17 protein-coding genes are annotated in these 20647 nt (G+C 58.8%); 11 read left to right on the top strand and 6 right to left on the bottom strand.

The window, feature by feature from the left end; all coding sequences use genetic code 11:
• Nucleotides 1-4: 4 nt before the first annotated feature.
• A complete protein-coding gene (locus ACYQ6M_RS06435) occupies nucleotides 5-1336 on the bottom strand; it encodes a cyclic nucleotide-gated ion channel (protein WP_460072795.1) in 1332 nt (443 codons plus the stop codon).
• A gap of 191 nt (nucleotides 1337-1527) precedes the next feature.
• Between ACYQ6M_RS06435 and ACYQ6M_RS06430 the strand changes: the two genes are divergently transcribed.
• Nucleotides 1528-1653, top strand: coding sequence for a hypothetical protein (locus ACYQ6M_RS06430; RefSeq protein WP_023000808.1), 126 nt, complete (start codon nucleotides 1528-1530; stop codon nucleotides 1651-1653).
• Between the two features lie 301 nt (nucleotides 1654-1954).
• On the opposite strand, the gene alaS is transcribed toward ACYQ6M_RS06430, so the two are convergent.
• Both alaS and recA read right to left on the bottom strand, forming a co-directional pair.
• Nucleotides 1955-4612 (bottom strand): alanine--tRNA ligase, encoded by a 2658-nt coding sequence (alaS, locus tag ACYQ6M_RS06425; protein WP_460072793.1) that lies wholly within the window; start codon nucleotides 4610-4612, stop codon nucleotides 1955-1957.
• 353 nt (nucleotides 4613-4965) lie between these two features.
• Nucleotides 4966-6036: a recombinase RecA gene (gene recA, locus ACYQ6M_RS06420; RefSeq protein WP_031269221.1), complete on the bottom strand. Its 1071-nt coding sequence runs from the start codon at nucleotides 6034-6036 to the stop codon at nucleotides 4966-4968.
• A 1065-nt stretch (nucleotides 6037-7101) separates the two neighbouring features.
• Here recA and ACYQ6M_RS06415 point away from each other — a divergent pair.
• From ACYQ6M_RS06415 to ACYQ6M_RS06400, 4 genes are all read left to right on the top strand, one after another.
• Entirely contained in the window at nucleotides 7102-7596 is a 495-nt protein-coding gene (locus tag ACYQ6M_RS06415; protein ID WP_055655145.1) for a translation initiation factor 2, read from the top strand.
• Nucleotides 7597-7943: 347 nt separating this feature from the next.
• On the top strand, nucleotides 7944-8747 hold the full coding sequence (locus ACYQ6M_RS06410) for a class I SAM-dependent methyltransferase (protein WP_460072790.1): 804 nt from the start codon (nucleotides 7944-7946) through the stop codon (nucleotides 8745-8747).
• Between the two features lie 191 nt (nucleotides 8748-8938).
• On the top strand, nucleotides 8939-9862 hold the full coding sequence (locus tag ACYQ6M_RS06405) for a PfkB family carbohydrate kinase (RefSeq protein WP_460072788.1): 924 nt from the start codon (nucleotides 8939-8941) through the stop codon (nucleotides 9860-9862).
• A 105-nt stretch (nucleotides 9863-9967) separates the two neighbouring features.
• Nucleotides 9968-10900 (top strand): pseudouridine-5'-phosphate glycosidase, encoded by a 933-nt coding sequence (locus tag ACYQ6M_RS06400; protein WP_353653771.1) that lies wholly within the window; start codon nucleotides 9968-9970, stop codon nucleotides 10898-10900.
• Nucleotides 10901-10984: 84 nt separating this feature from the next.
• On the opposite strand, the gene ACYQ6M_RS06395 is transcribed toward ACYQ6M_RS06400, so the two are convergent.
• A complete protein-coding gene (locus tag ACYQ6M_RS06395) occupies nucleotides 10985-13411 on the bottom strand; it encodes a DUF3772 domain-containing protein (RefSeq protein WP_460072785.1) in 2427 nt (808 codons plus the stop codon).
• Nucleotides 13412-13760: 349 nt separating this feature from the next.
• Here ACYQ6M_RS06395 and ACYQ6M_RS06390 point away from each other — a divergent pair, with 349 nt between their 5' ends.
• The 4 genes from ACYQ6M_RS06390 (at nucleotide 13761) to ACYQ6M_RS06375 (ending at nucleotide 18123) form a co-directional block, all read left to right on the top strand.
• Entirely contained in the window at nucleotides 13761-14966 is a 1206-nt protein-coding gene (locus ACYQ6M_RS06390; protein WP_023000800.1) for a hypothetical protein, read from the top strand.
• A gap of 62 nt (nucleotides 14967-15028) precedes the next feature.
• Entirely contained in the window at nucleotides 15029-15955 is a 927-nt protein-coding gene (locus tag ACYQ6M_RS06385; RefSeq protein WP_460072783.1) for a DUF6384 family protein, read from the top strand.
• A gap of 37 nt (nucleotides 15956-15992) precedes the next feature.
• Entirely contained in the window at nucleotides 15993-17459 is a 1467-nt protein-coding gene (locus tag ACYQ6M_RS06380; RefSeq protein WP_460072781.1) for an AAA family ATPase, read from the top strand.
• 169 nt (nucleotides 17460-17628) lie between these two features.
• Nucleotides 17629-18123 carry a hypothetical protein gene (locus ACYQ6M_RS06375; RefSeq protein ID WP_023000797.1) on the top strand — a complete coding sequence of 165 codons (495 nt, stop codon included), beginning with the start codon at nucleotides 17629-17631 and terminating at the stop codon, nucleotides 18121-18123.
• 145 nt (nucleotides 18124-18268) lie between these two features.
• Here ACYQ6M_RS06375 and ACYQ6M_RS06370 read toward each other — a convergent pair whose 3' ends face one another.
• Nucleotides 18269-18697, bottom strand: coding sequence for a VOC family protein (locus ACYQ6M_RS06370; RefSeq protein ID WP_055655157.1), 429 nt, complete (start codon nucleotides 18695-18697; stop codon nucleotides 18269-18271).
• A 140-nt stretch (nucleotides 18698-18837) separates the two neighbouring features.
• Here ACYQ6M_RS06370 and ACYQ6M_RS06365 point away from each other — a divergent pair, with 140 nt between their 5' ends.
• Together ACYQ6M_RS06365 and ACYQ6M_RS06360 are read left to right on the top strand one after the other, a co-directional pair.
• Nucleotides 18838-19446 (top strand): TetR/AcrR family transcriptional regulator, encoded by a 609-nt coding sequence (locus tag ACYQ6M_RS06365; protein ID WP_289808640.1) that lies wholly within the window; start codon nucleotides 18838-18840, stop codon nucleotides 19444-19446.
• A gap of 87 nt (nucleotides 19447-19533) precedes the next feature.
• Nucleotides 19534-19929: a VOC family protein gene (locus tag ACYQ6M_RS06360; protein WP_152506160.1), complete on the top strand. Its 396-nt coding sequence runs from the start codon at nucleotides 19534-19536 to the stop codon at nucleotides 19927-19929.
• On the opposite strand, the gene ACYQ6M_RS06355 is transcribed toward ACYQ6M_RS06360, so the two are convergent.
• A complete protein-coding gene (locus ACYQ6M_RS06355; protein ID WP_460072777.1) occupies nucleotides 19881-20543 on the bottom strand; it encodes a helix-turn-helix domain-containing protein in 663 nt (220 codons plus the stop codon). The two genes, ACYQ6M_RS06360 and ACYQ6M_RS06355, sit on opposite strands and share 49 nt — an antisense overlap.
• Nucleotides 20544-20647 lie beyond the last annotated feature (104 nt).

Genomic DNA, 20647 nt, shown 5'->3' with positions numbered 1-20647 from the left:
TGGCCTACTTTGCCGGATCCTTCTGCGTTCCGGCAACTTCCTCCATCATGTCATCTTCAGAGTCGGCTTCGTCCTTGGAATCGTCCCCCTGGAAGAGCTCCGGCTCCTGGTCGGTGTTCTCTGAAGATGCAAACACGCCCGACTGCTGAAGTTCCTCTTCCGCCAGCTCGCCCAGCACGCGTTTTCCCGCCGCCACACGGTCGCGCGCTTCATCCATGATCTTCTTGGCCAGCCCCTCATCCCTGTCCATCAGGTGTTTGAGGGCTTCCGCCTCCAGCACCAGAAGCTGGCAATCCTTGTAAGCGACCACTTTCGCGGTTCTGGGTGTCTGATTGATCAGTGCCAATTCGCCAAAGAAACTGCCTTCTCCAAGATAGACCGTGTCGTGCTGCAGCTGGATTTCGACTTCTCCGTCGGCGATGAAATACATCTTGTCCGCAACATCGCCCTGCTCTGCAATCGTGCCGCCCTTGCGCACGCGAAGCGACTGCAGCAGCTTCGCAACTTCGGCAATCTCCGTCGCCTTCAGGTCTTCGAACAGAGGCACGCGCGCCACCATCGACCAGGTGACGACAAAATCCCGACTATGGATTTCCCGGGCAAAGGCCGAAGCAATGATGCCGACCGGCAAGGCTATCAGCCCGTAGCCCATCAGCATGACGATACCCCCAACCGTCTTGCCGAGATTGGTGACCGGCACGACATCGCCATAACCGACGGTCGTCACAGTGGTAATTGCCCAATAGATGCCGTGCAGAATGCTGCGGAACTTTTCCGGCTGGTCGTCATGCTCGATCAGATACATCAACGTGGCAGCCATCAGGATGACACCGCAGATGATCATGCTCGATCCGAGCAGCGCCCTGCGCTCGTTGCCGACGGCGGAAATCAACGAACGCAACGCCGGTGAATACCGGGCCAGCTTCAGGAAGCGCAGCAGCCTCAGGATGACGACCATCGTGACCGCCTGATTGGGCAGGAACACCACGAACAACAGCGGCAGGGCCCCGATCAGATCGATGATCGCGTCCGGCTGGATCGCATAACGCAGCCTGGAAAACACCGGCCCGTAACGGCGCAGCGGCGGATGGAGATCGGCCACGTAAAGACGCATGACGTATTCGGCCAGAAAGACAAGTCCGCTGCCCAACTGGATCAGACGCAGGTGCGTGCTCAGGATGTCGCGGATTTCCGGCACGGTTTCCAGCACCGCAAGCGCGATGTTGATCAGAATGAGGACGATCAGGAAGTTCCGCAGCACGCGCGCGCCGATGCGGCGTTTGCCCGTGTCCTCAAGCACCTCATAGAGCGCCCGTTTGAATTCATGGCCGGACACCGAGCCCCCCGTTTCTGATTTTGCTCGCGTTTTCATGAATAGCCGAAAGACAGGCTACGACAAAGCTCTCCACGCGGACAGCCCTCACCATGCCGCACGAAGCTGTGCATAGGGGTGAGCGGAACGTGATTGGGCAATTTTGTCGCAGGCCCCATCTCCATGGATAGCCAACCGAACTGAAGGAGGACACCATGACCATAGACACCGACAAGGTTCGCGCCGCAGAAACCACGCCTCACCACATCGTGCTGAAAATGTTGCTGGTCTCGACGTTCTTCGCAGCCGCCGCCCTGGCAGTGACTGCTTTGCTGAACTGAACCAACCGGCAGGCTGCCGGAGGCAGACCTGACCAGGCCACCTCAACCGACGCCTCCCTCCATCCGTCATCCCGGCCAAGCGAAGCGCGAGCCGGGACCGGGGAGCGACAAACCTTGCAGGACCTCAAGAGGCCATGCCGAGAGCAATAGGCCCCCAGATCCCGGATCTTCGCTTCACTGCGTCCGGGATGACCAAGGAGGGATATGCGTAATTTCACCCGGGAAGTGACCGAGCGCCTTAAACGAGCTAGGGCGGCCCTGAAGGGACCGCCCTTTTCAATTTTGATTGCCTGTAGAACCGTCAGAGCCCCGTGAGGTGTGCCTCGATTGCGGCAACGGCTGCGTCGGCCTTGGACCCATCCGGTCCACCGGCCTGCGCCATATCAGGCCGACCGCCACCACCGCGGCCGCCGAGCGCTTCCGAACCGATCCGCACCAGATCCACGGCGCTGACCTTGTCGGTCAGATCCTGCGTGACGGCAGTCACGATGGCAGCCTTGTCGTCTTCGGCAACGCTGATCAGAACGACCACGCCGGACCCGAGCTGGGTCTTGGCCTCGTCGGCCATGCCTTTCAGATCCTTCGGGTTGATCCCCTCGACGATACGCGCCATCAGCTTGAACGCGCCGGCGTCCTTCACCGGCGTGCCGCCTTCCGCGCCACCGCCCATGGCGAGCTTCTTCTTGGCATCCGCCAGTTCGCGCTCCAGCTTCTTCCGATCTTCAACCAGCTGGGCCACGCGAGCCGGAACATCATCAGCGCTGATCTTCAGCAGGCTGGCCAGTTCGCGCATGCGCTTGTCCTGGGCATCCAGATATTCACGGGCTTCTGCGCCGGTCAGCGCCTCGATCCGGCGAACACCGGCAGCAACCGCACCTTCGGAAACCAGTGTCACCAGACCGATATCGCCGGTACGCTTCACATGTGTACCGCCGCACAGTTCAAGCGAATAAGGCTTGCCCTGCTTGGGGCCATGGAGAGCGGTCCCCATGGAAACGACGCGAACCTCGTCCCCGTATTTCTCGCCGAACAGAGCCATGGCGCCAGCTTCGATAGCGTCGTCGACTGCCATCAGGCGGGTATCGACGGGCGCGTTCTGCAGCACGATCTCGTTGGCAAAGCTCTCGACCGTTGCCAGTTCCTCATCGCTCACCGGCTTGGGATGCGAGAAGTCGAACCGCAGGCGCTCCGGCGTCACCAGAGAGCCTTTCTGAGCGACGTGATTGCCAAGGACCTCGCGCAAGGCCTCATGCACAAGGTGCGTAGCAGAGTGGTTGGAACGGATCGACTTGCGGCGGGAATGGTCAACCTTCAGTTCCAGGGCAAGGCCCGGAACCAGCTCGCCCTCTTCCACGGTGACCGAATGAACGAAGAGCCCTTCGGCCTTCTTCTGCGTATTGGTCACGGCAACCTTGACGCCATTGGCCAGCATCCAGCCGGTGTCGCCCACCTGACCGCCGCTTTCGCCGTAAAACGGCGTCTGGTTGAGAACCACGAAACCGCTTTCACCTGCGGACAGCTTGGCAACTTCCTTGTCGTCAGCTGCAAGACCGGCAACGACACCTTCGGCCGTCTCGGTCTCATAGCCGAGGAAGTCCGTGGCGCCGTGCTTTTCCTTCAGCGCGAACCAGACTGCCTCCGTCGCAGCGCTGCCAGACCCGGACCAGGCCGCACGGGCTTCCGCTTTCTGGCGCTCCATTGCAGCATCGAAGCCATCCGTATCAACCGAAATGTCACGCGTTCTGAGCGCGTCCTGGGTCAGATCCAGCGGGAAGCCGTAAGTATCGTAGAGCTTGAACGCGGTTTCCCCATCCAGACGCCCCCCAGCCTCAAGGCCTTCGGTTGCGGTGTCGAGCAGGCCGAGGCCACGCTCCAGCGTCTTGCGGAAACGCGTTTCTTCCAGCTTCAGCGTTTCGGTGATCAGATCTTCAGCGCGGCTCAGCTCCGGATAGGCACGGCCCATTTCACGCACCAGCGCCGGAACCAGCTTGTGCATCAGCGGTTCGCTTGCCCCCAGAAGATGGGCATGGCGCATGCCGCGGCGCATGATCCGGCGCAGCACATAGCCGCGGCCCTCGTTGGACGGGAGCACGCCATCGGCAATCAGGAAGCTCGTGGAGCGCAAGTGGTCGGCAATCACGCGGTGGCTGCCGGTGGCGTCGCCTTCCGCTTCCACACCCGTTGCGTTGACGGACGCCGCGATCAGTGCCCTGAAGAGGTCGATGTCGTAGTTGTTGTGGACGCCCTGCATGACGGCGGCGATCCGTTCGATGCCCATGCCGGTGTCGATGGACGGACGCGGCAGGTCGAGACGCTTTTCCGGCGTCTGTTCGTACTGCATGAAGACGAGGTTCCAGATCTCGATGAACCGGTCGCCATCTTCTTCCGCAGAGCCCGGAGGGCCGCCCCAGATGTGGTCGCCATGGTCGTAGAAGATTTCAGAACAGGGGCCGCACGGACCGGTATCGCCCATGGACCAGAAATTGTCCGACGTCGCGATGCGGATGATCCGGTCTTCACTGAGACCTGCGATCTTCTTCCACAGATCGAACGCCTGATCGTCTTCGGCAAAGACGGTTACCAGCAGCTTGTCCTTCGGAAGGCCGAATTCCTTGTTGACGAGGTTCCAGGCCAGTTCGATCGCCTGGTCCTTGAAATAGTCACCAAAGGAGAAGTTGCCCAGCATCTCGAAGAAGGTGTGGTGGCGCGCAGTGTAACCGACATTATCCAGGTCGTTATGCTTGCCGCCGGCGCGAACGCATTTCTGCGCCGTGACCGCACGGGAATAGTCGCGCTTTTCCAGACCGGTGAACACGTTCTTGAACTGGTTCATGCCCGCGTTCGCAAACATCAGCGTCGGATCGTTACGCGGCACCAGCGGCCCGGACTCGACCACTTCGTGGCCGTTTGTCTTGAAATAGTCCAGAAAGGCAGAGCGGATTTCATTTACGCCGGTCATTCGGATCTCGCATCGGTCACAGCCCCGCATATGAGGGCCTGTTGTAAATCTTGAAGGCGCTGGATCTGGGTCGCCGATCCGCGCCGGAACAGCCTTTTAACTTTCACCTCCAACCCTGTCCAGCGGTTGCACGGGCCCGACCTAACGGAAAGCTGCCGGGAAACACGCGATTTCCGGAATGAAGGCTGCCCTCACGCGCAGGACAATCGATCCGACAGGATCTGACCTCTTCCAATTTCGCTCCGTTGCGGGTCCCGAAAAGCAAAAGGCCCCCTTCCGGAGTGCGGAAAGAGGCCCTTGGAAGACCGGACAAACGTCCGGAGCTCTTGCAGACGGAGATCGGAACCTGAGGATCAGTCCTCTGCTTCTTCCGATGCAGCGTCCGGATCGATGATCGCATCGGCGATCAGGCCGGCGTTCTGGCGGATCGCCAGTTCGATTTCATCGGCAATTTCCGGATTGTCCTTCAGAAACTGCTTGGCGTTTTCCCGGCCCTGGCCAAGACGCTGGCTGTTGTAGGAGAACCAGGCACCCGACTTTTCAACGATGTTGCCCTTGACGCCAAGGTCGATGAGTTCGCCGGTCTTGGAGACACCTTCACCATAGACGATGTCGAATTCCACCTGACGGAAAGGAGGCGCAAGCTTGTTCTTGACGACTTTCACGCGGGTCTGGTTGCCGACGACTTCGTCCCGGTCCTTGATCGCACCGATACGGCGGATATCCAGACGGACGGAGGCATAGAACTTGAGCGCGTTACCGCCGGTCGTGGTTTCCGGCGAACCGAACATGACACCGATCTTCATGCGGATCTGGTTGATGAAGATCACCATGCACTTCGACTTGGAAATCGACGCGGTCAGTTTGCGAAGAGCCTGGCTCATCAGACGGGCCTGCATGCCCGGCAGGCTGTCGCCCATCTCGCCTTCGAGTTCTGCCTTCGGTGTCAATGCCGCAACCGAGTCGATGACCAGAACATCAATGGCGCCGGAGCGCACCAGCGTATCGGCAATTTCCAGTGCCTGTTCACCGGCGTCCGGCTGGGAAATCAGCAGATTGTCGATATCGACGCCAAGCTTGCGCGCATAGATCGGATCCAGCGCGTGCTCCGCATCGACAAAGGCGCAGATACCACCGGTCTTCTGGGCTTCGGCAACCGCATGCAGGGCAAGCGTGGTTTTACCCGAAGACTCCGGCCCGTAAATCTCGACGATACGGCCGCGCGGCAGACCGCCGATCCCGAGCGCAATATCAAGTCCGAGAGACCCGGTCGAGACGGCTTGCACCTCAACCACCTGGCCCTGACCCATCTTCATGATGGAGCCTTTGCCGAAGGCGCGTTCGATTTGGCTGAGCGCTGCGTCCAGCGCTTTTGTCTTATCCATCTGGCTGCTTTCTACGAGACGAAGTGTACTTTGCGACATGGCTTACGCTCCTTATTCCACGATGGACGCGCCGTTTCAATGAGAGCCTTTGTACACATTTTGTTCTCATTTGACAAGTCTGCAAAACCGATTGGTATTAAAATGAAAATGGCTGTTTGTTTCCAATATGTTCTCACTTATCGATTTTAAAACTTACCTAGCGTAATCTATTGATCGGAACATCCCGTGATTCCGCGATCGGGCAGAATCACCGGCGCCTACACTGATAGCCGTAGACAAACGACGCCCCATCACCACATTGCGCTATGCGCGTCGTCTCACAGCATACACTAGCTCCATGGAGGTATTGCAGCTGCGCATCTGGCTGATTGTCGAAACTGCGTCGGGGGGATTTCGTAATGCAGGTGAATATTCAGACAACCGCTTATGCTGCGTTTGAGCCTATCCAAGACCTTTGGTGCCATGCCTCAAAATCGAATTTTGGGTTTAGGGTAACCAGCGACTGAACTGCAGTTCTTTGGGCAACTGCAGCTAAACAGGCTATTCAAATCAAACTAAAAGGGTGCAGAACAACCCAGGCAAAAAAGAACACGCAAAGCGTCAATATTGAACTGCAAATAAAAGTATTAAAAGGGCCTCGCCTCACCCCTAGAAGCTTCAAAATTCCAACCGGGATGTAGGATATGGCGTTGAAAATAAGATTGTCTTCATTTTTTCCGCTAAGAAAATTGTTAAAATTAGCTCCCGCTGCGGCGCCTAAGATTGCAAACAGAAAAAAACATACAAAAAAAGCAAACTCTACTATCAAATTCATCGGTTAATCACTGAATATCATTCACATATTGAGTGCACGCACCTCTGTGCGCTTATCACACTCGGATATAGCTTTCCCTAGCCTATGGCGCTACCCAACATACGCCCGAGGAGGACTAGAGTATTCGGGTCGTAACCAGAAACAAAGGCTGGTTTTGCAGGGAGAGCACGTGAATATCGGGTGGCAGTGAGCGCATCTTTCAACCATACCTTGAAAAACAGATTTGCAAAGAATTTCGGTTCGGCTAGGTCTACGCCACTTTCGTTTCACTCGGCTGGGAAGCTATTTACATGAAAACAAACAAACTGTTGTGCCTGGCGCTTGCGCTTGGCTTGTCGGCTTGCGCCACCGCGACACGCGGCACCAATGAGACCGTGAAGGTCTACGCTTCGCCGGAAGGAGCGCAGATCGCCACGTCCATCGGCCTCACCTGCAACACGTCCCCCTGCTCGCTCCAGGTGTCCCGCAAACAGGAATTCACCGTTACGGTTTCCAAGGAAGGCTACAAGACCCAGACCGTCGAGGTGAACACCAAGGTTGCCCCCGGCGGCGTCGCCGGCATGGCGGGCAACGTGCTGATCGGCGGCGTTATCGGCGTCGGTGTCGACAGCGTTTCGGGAGCTACGCTCGACCACTCGCCCAATCCGGTCCTCGTTGAGCTGGTCCCCAACAACCCCAGGAACCCGAAAACCCCCAAGGGTGATCTCTCCGAAATCAAGGAAAAGATCGCCGCAAAACAGCGTGCCCAGGAAGAAGCCGTGATGCGGAAGTCGGGTGGGGTCTAGATAGTCGAGACAACCTAGAGGCCTGAGATCTCCAGATCGCGAGATGTTGGGCCTCTAAAAACGAGATCCGATGAGAGACATAAACCAAGTTCCCGAAGACAAAAACCTTGTGAAGGGTAACGACCTAACTTCCAATCTCGCCGCTGCAGTCGGTTAGGCTCTGGCGACGCCCTTGCCTGGAACTGCATGACCTTTCCGGGGCAGATGAGCGCCAACTTTGTTGCCGAAGTCGCGATGCGACCAATGGTTCGGTTCAAGAATAACCGCCCGCTCAAAACAACTGCAGTTCAAGTTCCTGCGCAGAGCCCATTATGGAAAAAGACCCATAATTAGCGTAGGATCTTCTTATGAATGACACGTCTCGAAGTGAAGAAGTTCAACACCACTACGCGACGCCCCGCCATCTCGCGACACGTGGTTCGTTTCAAGCGAAATATGCAACCGTTAGCTGGTTTGGCTGGCTGATTGGGCATTTGAACTTACAAACAAAAATGGCTGTATTGGACGTCGGGTGTGGTCCTGGCTGGATATGGCGTTCCCAGGCAGACCGTCTGCCGAACGAACTTCGTCTTTCTCTTTTAGATTCCTCGCCCGGCATGATTGAGGAGGTCTCGGCGAACCTGGCAACGGTGGAGAAGATTGAGGTCGTCAGCGCAAAGGTGGCAGATGCAATCGACCTGCCGCACCTAGATGAGACCTTTGACGCGGTGCTTCTTTTGCACGTCCTATACCACGTAGAGGATCCAAGATTAGCCTTGCATGAAGCGAGACGTGTCTTGCGCCCAGGCGGGCAGGTGTTCGTAAGCACAAACGCGCTGGAAAATATGAGCGAACTGCATTCAATTGGCGCCAAGGCATTTGGAGGCAGGCCCGTTGATGCAGGGGCCGCAATGTTCTCACTCGATGATGCCGAGCAGTTTGTGGGTGAGCTCTTCGACGATGTACGGCGATTTGATCTGACCGACACTATGACGTGCACCGATCCAGAAGATGCGGTGATGTTCCTGTTGTCCTGTCCACCAGGCATTTCTGCGCCCGAGGCTCAACAGAGGCATCTTGCAAAGCTGATGCGCGAGGAAAGCGACAGCTTGCAAGGCAGATTAGTAACTACACGCCGAAATGGCCTCATCGTCGGCACAAAAGCACAATGACTGCGAAAAGCGGCCCCGTTGGCCGCTGATCTGTCGTTTCATGTTATCAACGGATGCTTCTTACCGATGCGTTCACAGAGCCCGTTGCCGCCCCCCGCTTAATCTGCTAGCCCGCCTCTTCAACGGTTGCCAGTACCGGCGCATCGAACGCTTCTGTTCTGATGCCGGCTTTTCATGAGACAGTCCAGAACGTGACTTCAGCCATCTCCTCCCCCGTCATCGCAATCGGTGCGATCCATTACGATACGATCGCCCATGCCAGCGAGCCGATCCGCCCCGAGACCTCGACCCCATCGAGGCTGAACGCAAAGCCTGGCGGCGTTGCCACGAACATTGCTCGTGCGCTGGTTCGGCTCGGGGTTGGAACACGCCTCGTGGGAGCGGTTGGAGAAGACGGCGCTGCCGACATGCTTTCCCGCCAGCTCAGCCAGGAAGGGCTCGAGCTGCATGTGAAGGCCCGGAAAGGTTTCGCAACGGGCCAGTACCTCGCACTGCATAATCCGACAGGTGATCTTGCGGCCGCCTGCGTTGACGACCGTGTTCTGTCCGAAGCTCCGGAGGATCTCTTCGACGGTATCGTTGCCGATCTTGCAGCAAACGCGACGGACGATACGATCTGGTTTCTGGATGCCAACCTGCCCGCTGCAATGCTGGTCCGGTTGACGGGGCGTGCCTTGCCCGGGCGTCTTGTTGCCAATGCCGTTTCGGATGCCAAGGCAGTCCGGCTGCGTGGGGTTCTCGCCAAACTGGATTGCCTGATGTTGAACCGCGGCGAAGCGGTCACGCTTACCGGGCTTTCCCGCGGCACGTCTTCTCAAGACCTGGCGGCGGCCTTGTCGCAGACCGGCCTCAAGAGTTTTGTCCTGACCAGCGCAGCATCTGATGTGCTGGTGCTCGAAAGCGGGAAACTTCACCGGTTCGCACCGCTTCAAACAGATATCGTCGATGTCACCGGAGCAGGCGATGCATTAACCGCCGGGACAGTCGCGGCGCTCGCCAGAGGCTATGGCCTGAAGCAAGCAGTCCCTATAGGCCTTGCAGCTGCAGCCCTGACCCTGCGCAGCACCGGCGCCCTCGCGGAAGAGCTCTCCTGGGACGCCCTCGCCAACTTTTGACCATATGGACAAATTCCAATCTTGGCGCTGCTCCGCCTTGCGCCTATAAGACCCGCAGAATTGACCCGGCCCGAGCTGCCGGACGAAAACAGAAAGGCACACGCCGTGACCACTCCGACAACGCCCTCCGCCATCAAGGATCTGATCGTTTACAGCGATGAAGTGCGCGAGGCACTTGCGAACGGCAAGCCGGTCGTTGCGCTGGAATCGACCATCATCACACATGGCATGCCTTTTCCGAAGAACGTTGAGACCGCCCGTGAGGTGGAAGCCGATATTCGCGCGGAAGGCGCCGTTCCGGCCACCATCGCGCTGATGGACGGCAAGATCATGGTGGGCCTTTCCGATGAGGATCTCGACCGCCTGGCACAGGCCAAGGACGTGATGAAGTGTTCACGTGCCGACCTGACCTTCGCACTTGCCACCGGACGCTACGGCGCGACAACCGTCGCCGCCACGATGATGGCAGCGCATGCGGCGGGCCTGAAGGTCTTTGCCACGGGCGGCATCGGCGGCGTTCACAAGGGTGCGGAAGACAGCTTCGACATTTCCGCCGACCTGGATGAGCTTGGCCGCACGCCGGTCTGTGTGGTGTCCGCCGGTGCCAAGGCATTGCTCGACATTCCCAAGACCCTGGAAGTTCTGGAAACCAAGGGCGTTCCCGTCATTGCTTTCGGCACGGAAGACCTGCCGGCATTCTGGTCGCGGGCCAGTGGTCTCAAGGCCCCCTACTCCCTGAATTCGGCCGCCGAAATCGGTTCGCTCCTGAAGATGCGGTCCCGTTTCCCGGATCATGGCGGTGTCCTGATCGCCAACCCGGTACCGGAAGCCGACCAGATCCCGCGGGATGAAATGACCGATTATATCGATGCCGCCATTGCGGATGCCACTGCGAAGGGTGTTCGCGGCAAGGACGTGACCCCGTTCGTTCTCGGCGCCATCCTGGAGTTGACCGGTGGCCGCAGCCTCGACACCAACATTGCGCTGGTGCGCAACAATGCCCGCCTGGCCGCGCGTATTGCTGCTGAACTGGTCTGACGGCACGTTTTCTCGAGAAACCAACTGGACCCAAAAAATCTGCCGGGCTTTCAATCCGTTTGAAGTGAAAGCCCGGCAGACTTGTCAGGACGGTTTGTCTTCCACCGGTTGAGGCACTTCCGGCGCCTGACGGCGCTCAAGTGCCGCCGCCAACCGGTCGATATCCTTGAAATGCAGGTCCCGCTGCGGGAACGGTATCTCGATACCCGCCTTGCCAAGCTCGTTGTAGACCGTGAAGTAAAGGTCCGACTTGGTAATCATCACATTGCCGATGTCTTTCAGGAAACATCTCAGTTCGAAATTCAGCGAGCTGTCGCCCAGCCCGATGAAGAGAACCTGCGGCGTCGGATAACGTGCGATGGTGTTGTGTCCGCGTGCCGCATCGAACAGGATGGATTTTACCTTTTCCAGATCACTGCCATAGGCAACGCCAACCGGCAGGATGAGCCGGCCCGACTTGTTGGTCAGCGTCATGTTCTTGACCGTGCCGGCAATCAGGTCCGAATTCGGAATGATGACGTCATGCCGGTCGAAGGTTTCGATGCGCGTTGAACGGACAGAGATCTTGCGGACATAGCCGGATTGTCCGGAGACCTCGATCCAGTCGCCTTCCTTGATAGGCCGTTCAATCAGCAGAATGACGCCGGAGACAAAGTTGGACACGATGGTCTGGAGACCAAAACCGATACCGACCGATAGCGCACCGGCGACGACTGCAAGACTGGACAGGTTGAGTCCGGCGGTGGAAATCGCAATCAGCGACGCCAGCGTGAGCCCGACATAGCCTGTGCCGGTGACGACGGCGTTCTGCGCACCGCTGTCCATCCGCGTCTGCGGCAGTACGGTCGCCTTCAGCAGGTTCTGCAGCCAGCGCGTTACGACAACGCCAATGCCGAAAATGGCAACCAGGACGATGAAGGAGTCCAGCGAAAGGTGAATGTCGCCCAGTTGCACGCCGTTCGTGAGCAGATACCAGACCTCGACGATATCCGTTCCGCGTGCGCCCCAGGTCATGGCGATCAGGGGCGCGAAAATCAGTGTCAGAACACAGATCAACCCAAAGGCAACGAGGACCGGAGCAGGTTCGTCTTCCCGCTTGCCGATAGCCGTTTTCACGACAACGAGCACGAGATGGTAAAGCATGAAGCCGAAACCAAGCTGCGCAACCGTCATGATCACCGGCAGGATCGCCACCCGGGCAAGCTGGACATAACCGACCAGCGTTACGCAGACGGCAAGAACAGCGGAAGTTTTCATGAGCAGCGACAAGAAAAGCAGAAAGCCGGATTCCTGCGGCTTTACTGTTGCCTCTTCGGGCTCTTCCGCGGACTGCTCGCTCTCCTCGGCATTGCTTTCCACGGACTTGTTGGACCTGATGACGCTGGCCAGAGACCAAAGCAGTACCGCCGCCATCGCAATGGGGGGAGCCGAGAGCACCGAAATCGCTGCCGTACCGAAGGCGTTATCGAGTTCGAATGCCTCGACCGCCACTTCAAGGGCCATGAAGACGCCCAGCCCCTGGCAGAGACGCAACCCGAGTTTTGCTTCCCGGTCCCCCAGCTCCAGGAGACGCCAGCGATCCTGTCCGGGGGCAAAAATCGTGTGCCCCAGCCAGTTCGCTATGATCATCACGAGAGCCATTACCGGCACAGCGATAACCGCCGTGCGAACCGAGTTCGGATAGATATCGAGAATGGGAAAGATGGAGACCAGGGCGACGGCACCAATGGTCGGAAGCACGATAAAGCTGGCATTGTAGAGCACCGCCAGCATCAACGCCTTTGCACCGGTGGCCGGCTTTTCGCAATAGAGCTTCAGCGCCCGCGAAATCGGATGCTGCAGAACCGTCAGGAACAATATCCCGAAAATTGCCAGACCGAGGGAAAGCGGCACTGTCTCATGCAGTTTCTTCGAGACGCTTGGGCGGGCCAGTTCGTTCTGCACACCACGTTCGAACCGCTTTATGAATTCCCCGATCTCCTGAAAGCCCGCGGCCCAGGTCGACGGCGCAAGCGGCGAAGGATACCTGTCCAACAGTGTCGAAAATTGCCGCGCACGAAGCTGCCTGTCGACCTGGCGAATGTAGAAGATAGCCTGATTGTTGATTTCGCCGGCCACACGGACCGGTGCATTTGCGGCCGCCAGCGCATTGGTAAGCTCAAGACGTCTTGCAGCAACTTCTTCAGCTTCCTTCTGCCCGTCTGCAGGCGGTGCACCGAGGCTGTTCAGCTGGGCTTCCAGGGCGCTCGCCCGAATGTTCCCGCGATCTATGATCTCCGCGCTGGCGTCCCGAACCTCAACGAGCTGAGACCGGAGCTGATCGAGGGTCTTGGGAGAAATGCTTCTTTCTTCCAGCGCCGTTGCCGCCCGGCTGAACAATTCGGCCGACCGCGCTAGGGGCTCCGGCGGAACCTGCCCGGCTTCCTGGGCAAACAGCGTTCCGGCCGGCATGCCGCCGGCAAAAGTGATGGATAAGGCAAGAACCAGCAGGATACACTTGAGAAACTTCATGAAGACGCCATCACTTTTGGGACAAGGCCCGGTTCCGGTCCGCAGACTGACCACGTTGCCTAGGAAGCCAGGTGGGCTTCAAGGCATATGCATCCATCCGCGGTCCGATTCGAACAATCAGCTTATTTGCGAATTTCGGCAGATCTTTCACCATGGAAACACATTTGTCGCAAAACGGGCCTAAGGAAAGGCTCTGGCAGGTTTCAAGGCTGCCCGGCTTTGGCCCGAAATGCGTGCCAAGCCGTTGACAGAGCGGCGTAAGCCTGCCCTAACATGCGAAATTATGACGTTAACAGGACGTTGCGGCAAAATACCTGAAAACAAGCCGCGTCCTTCAAGGAGGTCAGACATGACAGACGCGGCAACCCCTGAAACCCCGCAGACTGCAACGGCTCCGGCAGGAAGCATTTCCCCGCTTCAGTACCTCGACCGTGCGCTGTCGACCCTCCGCGACATCGGCATCACGCCGGAAAGCGAGCAGGATGCACCGATCAACGCCCTTCTGGAACAGATCACCGATCTTTCTCCCGACAAGGTGCTGATCATCACCCGGACCCTGGCCCAGGCTTCCAATTTCAACGAGGTTGTTCGCTCGCAGGTTCAGCAGATGGATATCGGCGAACGCTACGAGCAGATCACCGAGGCGTTCAATTCCATCCGCGATGACGCGAAGGCGCTCGTCGATCAGCTTGCCGACGGCAAGATCTCCTTCACCGAGAACCTGTCCAACAAGTGGCGCGACTTCCGCCGCGGGACCATTTCCGATCGTTTCGATGATATCCGGGGTACCTACAAGGACGTTGCTAAGGCAACCAAGGACCAGATCGAGCGGGAACAGACCATTCTGGAAGCCTATCGCGATTTCCGCGGTGCCTTGAAACAGGCGGAAGTCACCGCACTGGAACTGCTGAATATCGCAACCGGCAAACTGGACGCTGCCAAGGGTGCCCTTGAAGCTGCCTCCGGCGAAGTCGAAGCCTACACCGGTGACGACCCGGCGCAGAAGGCACGCCTTGAACTGGCACGCGACGAGAAGCTGCGTGAAATGCAGGACGAGGAAAAGCGGTATCAGATCGCCAAGGACCTCTCCGACAACCTGACGATCGGCTACAACACGTCAGAGGTCATCATGGCGCGCCTGGTCCAGACAACCAACGCCAAGGAGCGCGTTTACGCCCAGTCGGTCAGCTTCTTCTCCACCAACGAATCCGTTCTCACCGCACTCAACGCCTCGTTCACCGGCCTGCAGGGCCTGCACGAAAGCACCGAGACGCTGAACGCCATGAAGGACGGCATCAACAAGAGCCTGGAAACGCTGGCGGACATCGGCGACGAAGTGCAGAAAAAGGCGCTCGAAGCCGGCTATGGACCGACCGTTGCCGCAGCCTCGGTGAAGAAGCTTGTCGACTCCGTCGTCAATTTCCAGGTGCAGTCGCGTGAAATCATCGACGAAATGCGCGAGATGTCGACCAAGAATTCCGAGGAAATCCGCAACGCCGTGGAAGACGGCAAGCGGCGGCTTGCCAAGCTGACCGCCCAGGGCAAGGCCCTTTGATCTGACGATAATCCGGCAGGCCGGACCCTCCGGCCCGCCCTTTTTCAAGAAGACATGCATTCATGGCAAGCAAATCCGACGCCCCGCTTGACGATCTGATGATGGCGATGGACGTGGTCGACACGCTGCGTCATGAAGAAGGTCAGGTGGCCCGCGAGCTGAAGACCGATGAACGCGATGCCGCCATGATCGAACGGCTGCGTCAGGTCTATGCGTCCCAGGGCATCGATGTTCCGGACCATATCCTGAAGGCGGGTGTCGAGGACCTGAAGCGCGACCGCTTCGTCTATTCTCCACCTTCCGCAGGCTTCCAGCGCACCCTGGCGATGATCTACATCTCGCGCAGCACCTGGTCAAAATGGCTGGCGGCGGTCGTTGCTGTCGTCATCGTTTGCGTTGCGGCCTGGTACTTCATCGTCAAGCTGCCGGCACAACGTGCGGAAGCGGACCTGCTGGCAAGGCTTCAGGCCCTGCCCGCGACCTATACCGAATTGGTCGGGCGGATCGATTCCCTGACCGAAAATACCGAAATCGAAGCCAACGCCGCACGTCTGGCCACCGACGGCAACCTTGCCCTTTCGGACGGCAACAACGAGGCAGCCTTCAAGGCGGAGGCCGACTTGCGCGATCTTGCCGGACGGCTGCAGGAGGTGTTCGAGGTCCGGATCATTTCCCGCGAAGGCGTGCCGACCGGCGTTTCCCGCATTCCCGAATCCAATCCAGACACCGAGAACTACTACATCGTGGTCGAAGCCGTGGACGCGGACGGCAAGATCCTGGAGCGCAGGATCGTATCGGAGGAAAGCAGCGAGGCCGAACTTGTCGACAAATGGGGCCAGCGCGTTTCGGAAACCATCTACAACGCCGTTCGCCGCGACAAGATGGAAGACGGCATCGTGCAGAAAGGTGTCCTGGGGCAGAAGCGGCGCGGAGAGCTGGATATCAAATGGCGCAGCGGCGTTCAGGACGGAGCGATTACGAAATGGTAGCGGTTAGGATTGCACCGCCTCACCGGGAGGCACCGGCATGCTGACGGGACGCCAGACCCTGGGCACCATCGAGCAGTCGCTTGCCGATTTGCGCCGTGAAGAAGCCGAGCTGAGCAAGCGGATCGAGCGTTCGACCCGCGCCCTGACGGACCTGCAGGAACGCCAGAGTGAAGCCTACCGGGACCTTGCCCGGTTCCGACTGGATACCGACAGTGCCGGTGCACTCAACACACGCCTCGACAGTGCCGCGCGGGAAGCCCGCAAACTTCTCGACAAGCGCAATGCTGACTACAAGGTCCTGACTGACCAGTTGCGCCAGTGCGAAAGCGACCGCAGCCAGTTGCAGAAGAAGCGCGTCGAGCTGGACAGCATGCGTGATGCCGCCGAAAACCAGATGGACGAATTGATGGAGGCTGTCGACGGCCGTCTGGAAGGCGATGCCGGTTATCAGGCACAGCGCGAGAAGACAGAAGCCGCTCTGGCGACTGCGGAGGCAGCCGCCTCCAAGGCGGCTACGTCCGAAAAGGACCGAAAGGAAAAAGGCAAGGCCTATGAGGCCGATCCGCTGTTCATGTATCTGTGGCAACGCGGTTTCGGAACACCGGCGTACGCGCACCGCGGTCTTGTGCGCTCGCTCGACCGATGGGTGGCCGGCCTTGTCGGCTTCAACGACGCCCGTGCCAATTTTGCCATGCTGACCAGCATTCCGGACCGCATGGCGCGCCATGCGGAGCGCTGTGCCGAAATCGCACTGGAAGAACAGGACAAGCTCGCGGAGTTCAGCCGCAATGCGATGACCGACGCTGCCGGAACGGATCTTGTCGGCACCATCGAAACCCTCAGCGCGGACATCGACCGTATCGACGGAGAACTCGACAATCTGGACAGGCGGATCGAAACGCTGTCCTCGGCCCTCGCCGAATTTTCCAGCGGGGAAGACACCGACTTCCAGAAGGCGGAGGAACATCTGTCCGTTTCTCTGCAGGCGGATGACCTCAAGGATTTGTGGCGCGCCGCGCTCGACACCCCCTCGCCCGAGGACGAGAAAATCGTTCAGCGGATCGAGGATCTGAAGGAGCGCATCGACCAGGTTACACGCGAGATCCGTCAGGACAGGGAACTGCAACGCGATATTGGTCGACGCCGCGCGGAACTTGCAGACGTCATCAAGCGTTTCCGTTCCAGCGGCTATGGCAGCTGGGAGTCCACCTTCTCTGACGAGAAGCTGACGACCGTCCTGTTGGGCGAGTTGGTCAAGGGTGCGATTACCGGTGCCGAATACTGGGCCCGCGCGGAGCGTTCGCACAAACGCCGCAAACCGAAGGGACGCCAGGTCGCGTTCCCCAACGGTTCGGGTCTTCCCAAGTCCATGGGAGGCTTCGGTGGCGGCTTTGGCGGAAGTTCCGGCAAACGGTCCGGCAGCAGTGGCGGCTTCGGCGGTGGTGGTTTCAAAGGCGGTGGAAGTTTTGGTGGTGGCGGTTTCAAGACAGGCGATACATTCTGACCTTCACCGATTGAAATCCCTGCCCCCGTGAGGCCACAAGGCTTCGTTAGGAGTGTTATGTCAGTTTACTGGCAGAAGATGGTGGCGGTCACATGCAGTTTTCTTGTGCTTTGTGAAGACGTGTTCTAGACCGGCTCTTAAGTTGACCATTTTAACCTTGGGACTGCCCATGCGACGTATCGTTTTATCCGCTTTTTGCGCTCTTGCTCTTGCCGCCTGCCAGTCCGGGTCCTCTCAGCGCCCCACACAGCCGGATCAGCCAAGGCTGGACGTGCCGGCCGGCGCGCAATCGGTAAATATCGCAGCCGATCCGGCAAGCGTGCGGTCCGCACTGGTCTCCAGTGCCCAGGAACGCGGCACCGTCGTACTGCAGGACCAGCCGAACATGGTGGTTCTGGAACGCCCGATGACCGGCGCGAACCCAGCGCTCGATTCCGAATTCGGCCCGTCCGACAACGGCCAGCGCGTGATCCGCATCCGGGTTCGCTTCACCGGAACGCCCTGCCAGACGCTGGCTGTTCAGGATCTTGCCGTGATCAACAACGTGCGCACGGCACTTGAGCAGAGCTTCGTTCTGCCGGGCAACCCGAACACGATGCAGAGCCTTCAAGGTCTGAAGTCGCGCGCCGAACAGGGTAGCTCCTGTCCGCCGGTTTCTTCCTGACGCATCAACAGTCAGTCTTGAAAATGATGAGGCGTGGCCGGGTTTCCAGCCACGCCTCTTTCATGCCGGCCTACTCCGAAGTGGATCACAGCAGTGGGAGACTTCCGTCACTCCGGACGCATTCACCGGCATGACTGTCGACGCGTCAGGCAGGCACAGCTTCAGCGGCGAACTGCTTCAGGAACTCTTCGCTGGGCGGGATCGGCTTGATCACGTCGATCAGCACTCCGTTCGGATCACACGTGATGAAATGGCGCTGGCCAAAGGCCTCGTCCCGCAGCACCTGCAGAATGGGTAACCTGTTCGCCTGGGCGACCTCATAAACCGCGTCGACATCCTCGACCTCAAAATTGATCAGAAGCCCTCCTGCGCCCCGGCCACGACCGGCTTCCGGAATGGTTTCGTGGTTCTGGTCGAGGATCGCAAGATTGACGCTTTCGTCCTCCTCCGACTGCAGGTGCACGTACCAGTCAGCTTCAAACATCGGCTTGAAGCGGAAATTTTCCGAATAGAACCGGGCAGTCTCCGCGACCTTGTCGGTCATGAGGACCGGATAATACTGGGTGCATTTCATCGTTTTTCTCCTGTTCCTCGCCAGTTTCGGATGTGGATTGCCTGTTCCATCCGGCCTCCGGCTGTTTCCGAGGCTTTCCAATCGCAACAAAAAGACATACAGTCTGTATGTATTTTTCAACTAACATACAGGCTGCATGTATGCAAGGCAAAAACTCCGAGAAGTCAGGTGAACGCCGTACACAGGCGGAAAGGCGGGCGGAAACGCGCAAGGCCCTGCTGGATGCGGCAAGGGCGCTGATCGTTGAAAAAGGCTATGCGGAAACCGGAACACCTGAGATCGTCAAGGCGGCAGACGTCACCCGCGGCGCGCTCTATCATCACTTTGCCGACAAGGCTGACCTGATGCGGGCGCTGGTCCACCAGGAATCGGAAGCGATCGCGGCGGAAATCAACAGCCAGACGAACACGGGCCAGACACCGCTCGACGCCTTCATGTCCGGCGCCAGCGCTTATTTCTCGGCCATGTCCGTTGCGGGCCGCGCAAGGATCATGCTGCTGGAAGGACCGACGGTGCTCGGGCTGTCGGAAATGGCGGAGATCGATCGCCAGACCGGCGGTGCCACGCTTCTGGAAGGCCTGCGGCATGCAGCCAATCACGGTGCACTGAAAGATATCCCCCTGGAGCCTTTGGCGGACCTGCTCTCTTCCGCGTTCGACCGCGCGGCGCTGGCAATTGCAAATGGCGGTGACAGGAAAGCGTATGAAGCCGCGACCCGCAAGCTATTGGCCGGCATCCTGGCAGACTGACAATCGGCCCTGATGTCGTGATCCTTCAAGACGGCCTTGCACCAACCTTCTATGGCTGGCGCCAAACCAACCGACCGGGAGACCCAAGTGATTCTGAGATACACCATCCTCTACGTTGAGAATGTCGCCGCCGCTCTCGACTTTTACGAGAAGGCCTTCGGACTGGAACGTCTGTTCCTTCATGAATCCGGAGACTACGGCGAACTGGCGACGGGCGAGACAAAGCTCGCGTTCTCATCCAAAGCACTGATGAACCAGCTCGGAAAGACACCCGGCACCCCCAACCCGAAGTCACCTGTGTTCGAACTGGCGTTCGAGACGGATGACGTTGCAGCCTCCCTTGCCCGTGCAGTCGCCGCCGGTGCAAACAAGTTGCAGGATGCACGCGAGGAACCCTGGGGGCAGATCACATCCTATGTGAGCGATCCTTTCGGCTACCTCGTGGAGATCTGCTCGCCGATCCAGTTGCCCAGTGCTGGTTGAGACAACAGCAACAGGCTATCAGGGTCCCGGCGCAATTGCGCCGGTGACCGTCCGAACCAGCGCTGCAGGTCGCGCGTCATATGGGCCTGATCGCTGAAACCGCACACAGCGGCGATCTCCACCAACGGCACCTCCGTCGCCAGCAGTCCTGCAGCCCTGCGCGCTCGTGCGAGCAAGCGCCAGTATTCAGGTGGTGGCAGGCCCTGCTCCCGAAACCGCCTCTGCAACGTTCTCACCGACACGCCTGCCTGTTTCGATGCCCGCTCGACGGTCGACTGTGGCAACGTCAGGGCAACGATCACGTCATCCAGGTCATTGGTCTCGTCAAGTGCGTTTCCGAGGATGTCTTCCACTCGTTCGCAGTCGCGTTCAATGGCCTGAAGAACCTCGTCCTCAACGACGCCACCCGGGCGCAACCGGAACCCCGTGATATGCGTCCCGGCCGCGAGTTCGGCGATGCGCGGCTGGAAATCGAGGTCCGTCAGCAGAACCTTTTCCCGCTTGCCCTGCTCACGCACCACCAGCACATCCCGGCAACCATCCGGAAAGATCAGCGCATTTTCCGCTGTGTCGATCCGGTGATGCCATTTTTCAAATCTGACCGTGCCACTCATGGCCAACCTTTAGCAGGTGGCGGCAGCGCAAGCGAGATTGTTCAACCTGGCGTGGGCAGCTACGAGCAGACATCGATCGAAAATTCTGATTGAAAACGCCACTT

This window comes from Roseibium sp. ROS1 (assembly GCF_054658215.1).
Note: the sequence above shows the minus strand (reverse complement) of the source record. Positions and strands in the feature narration are given on the sequence as shown.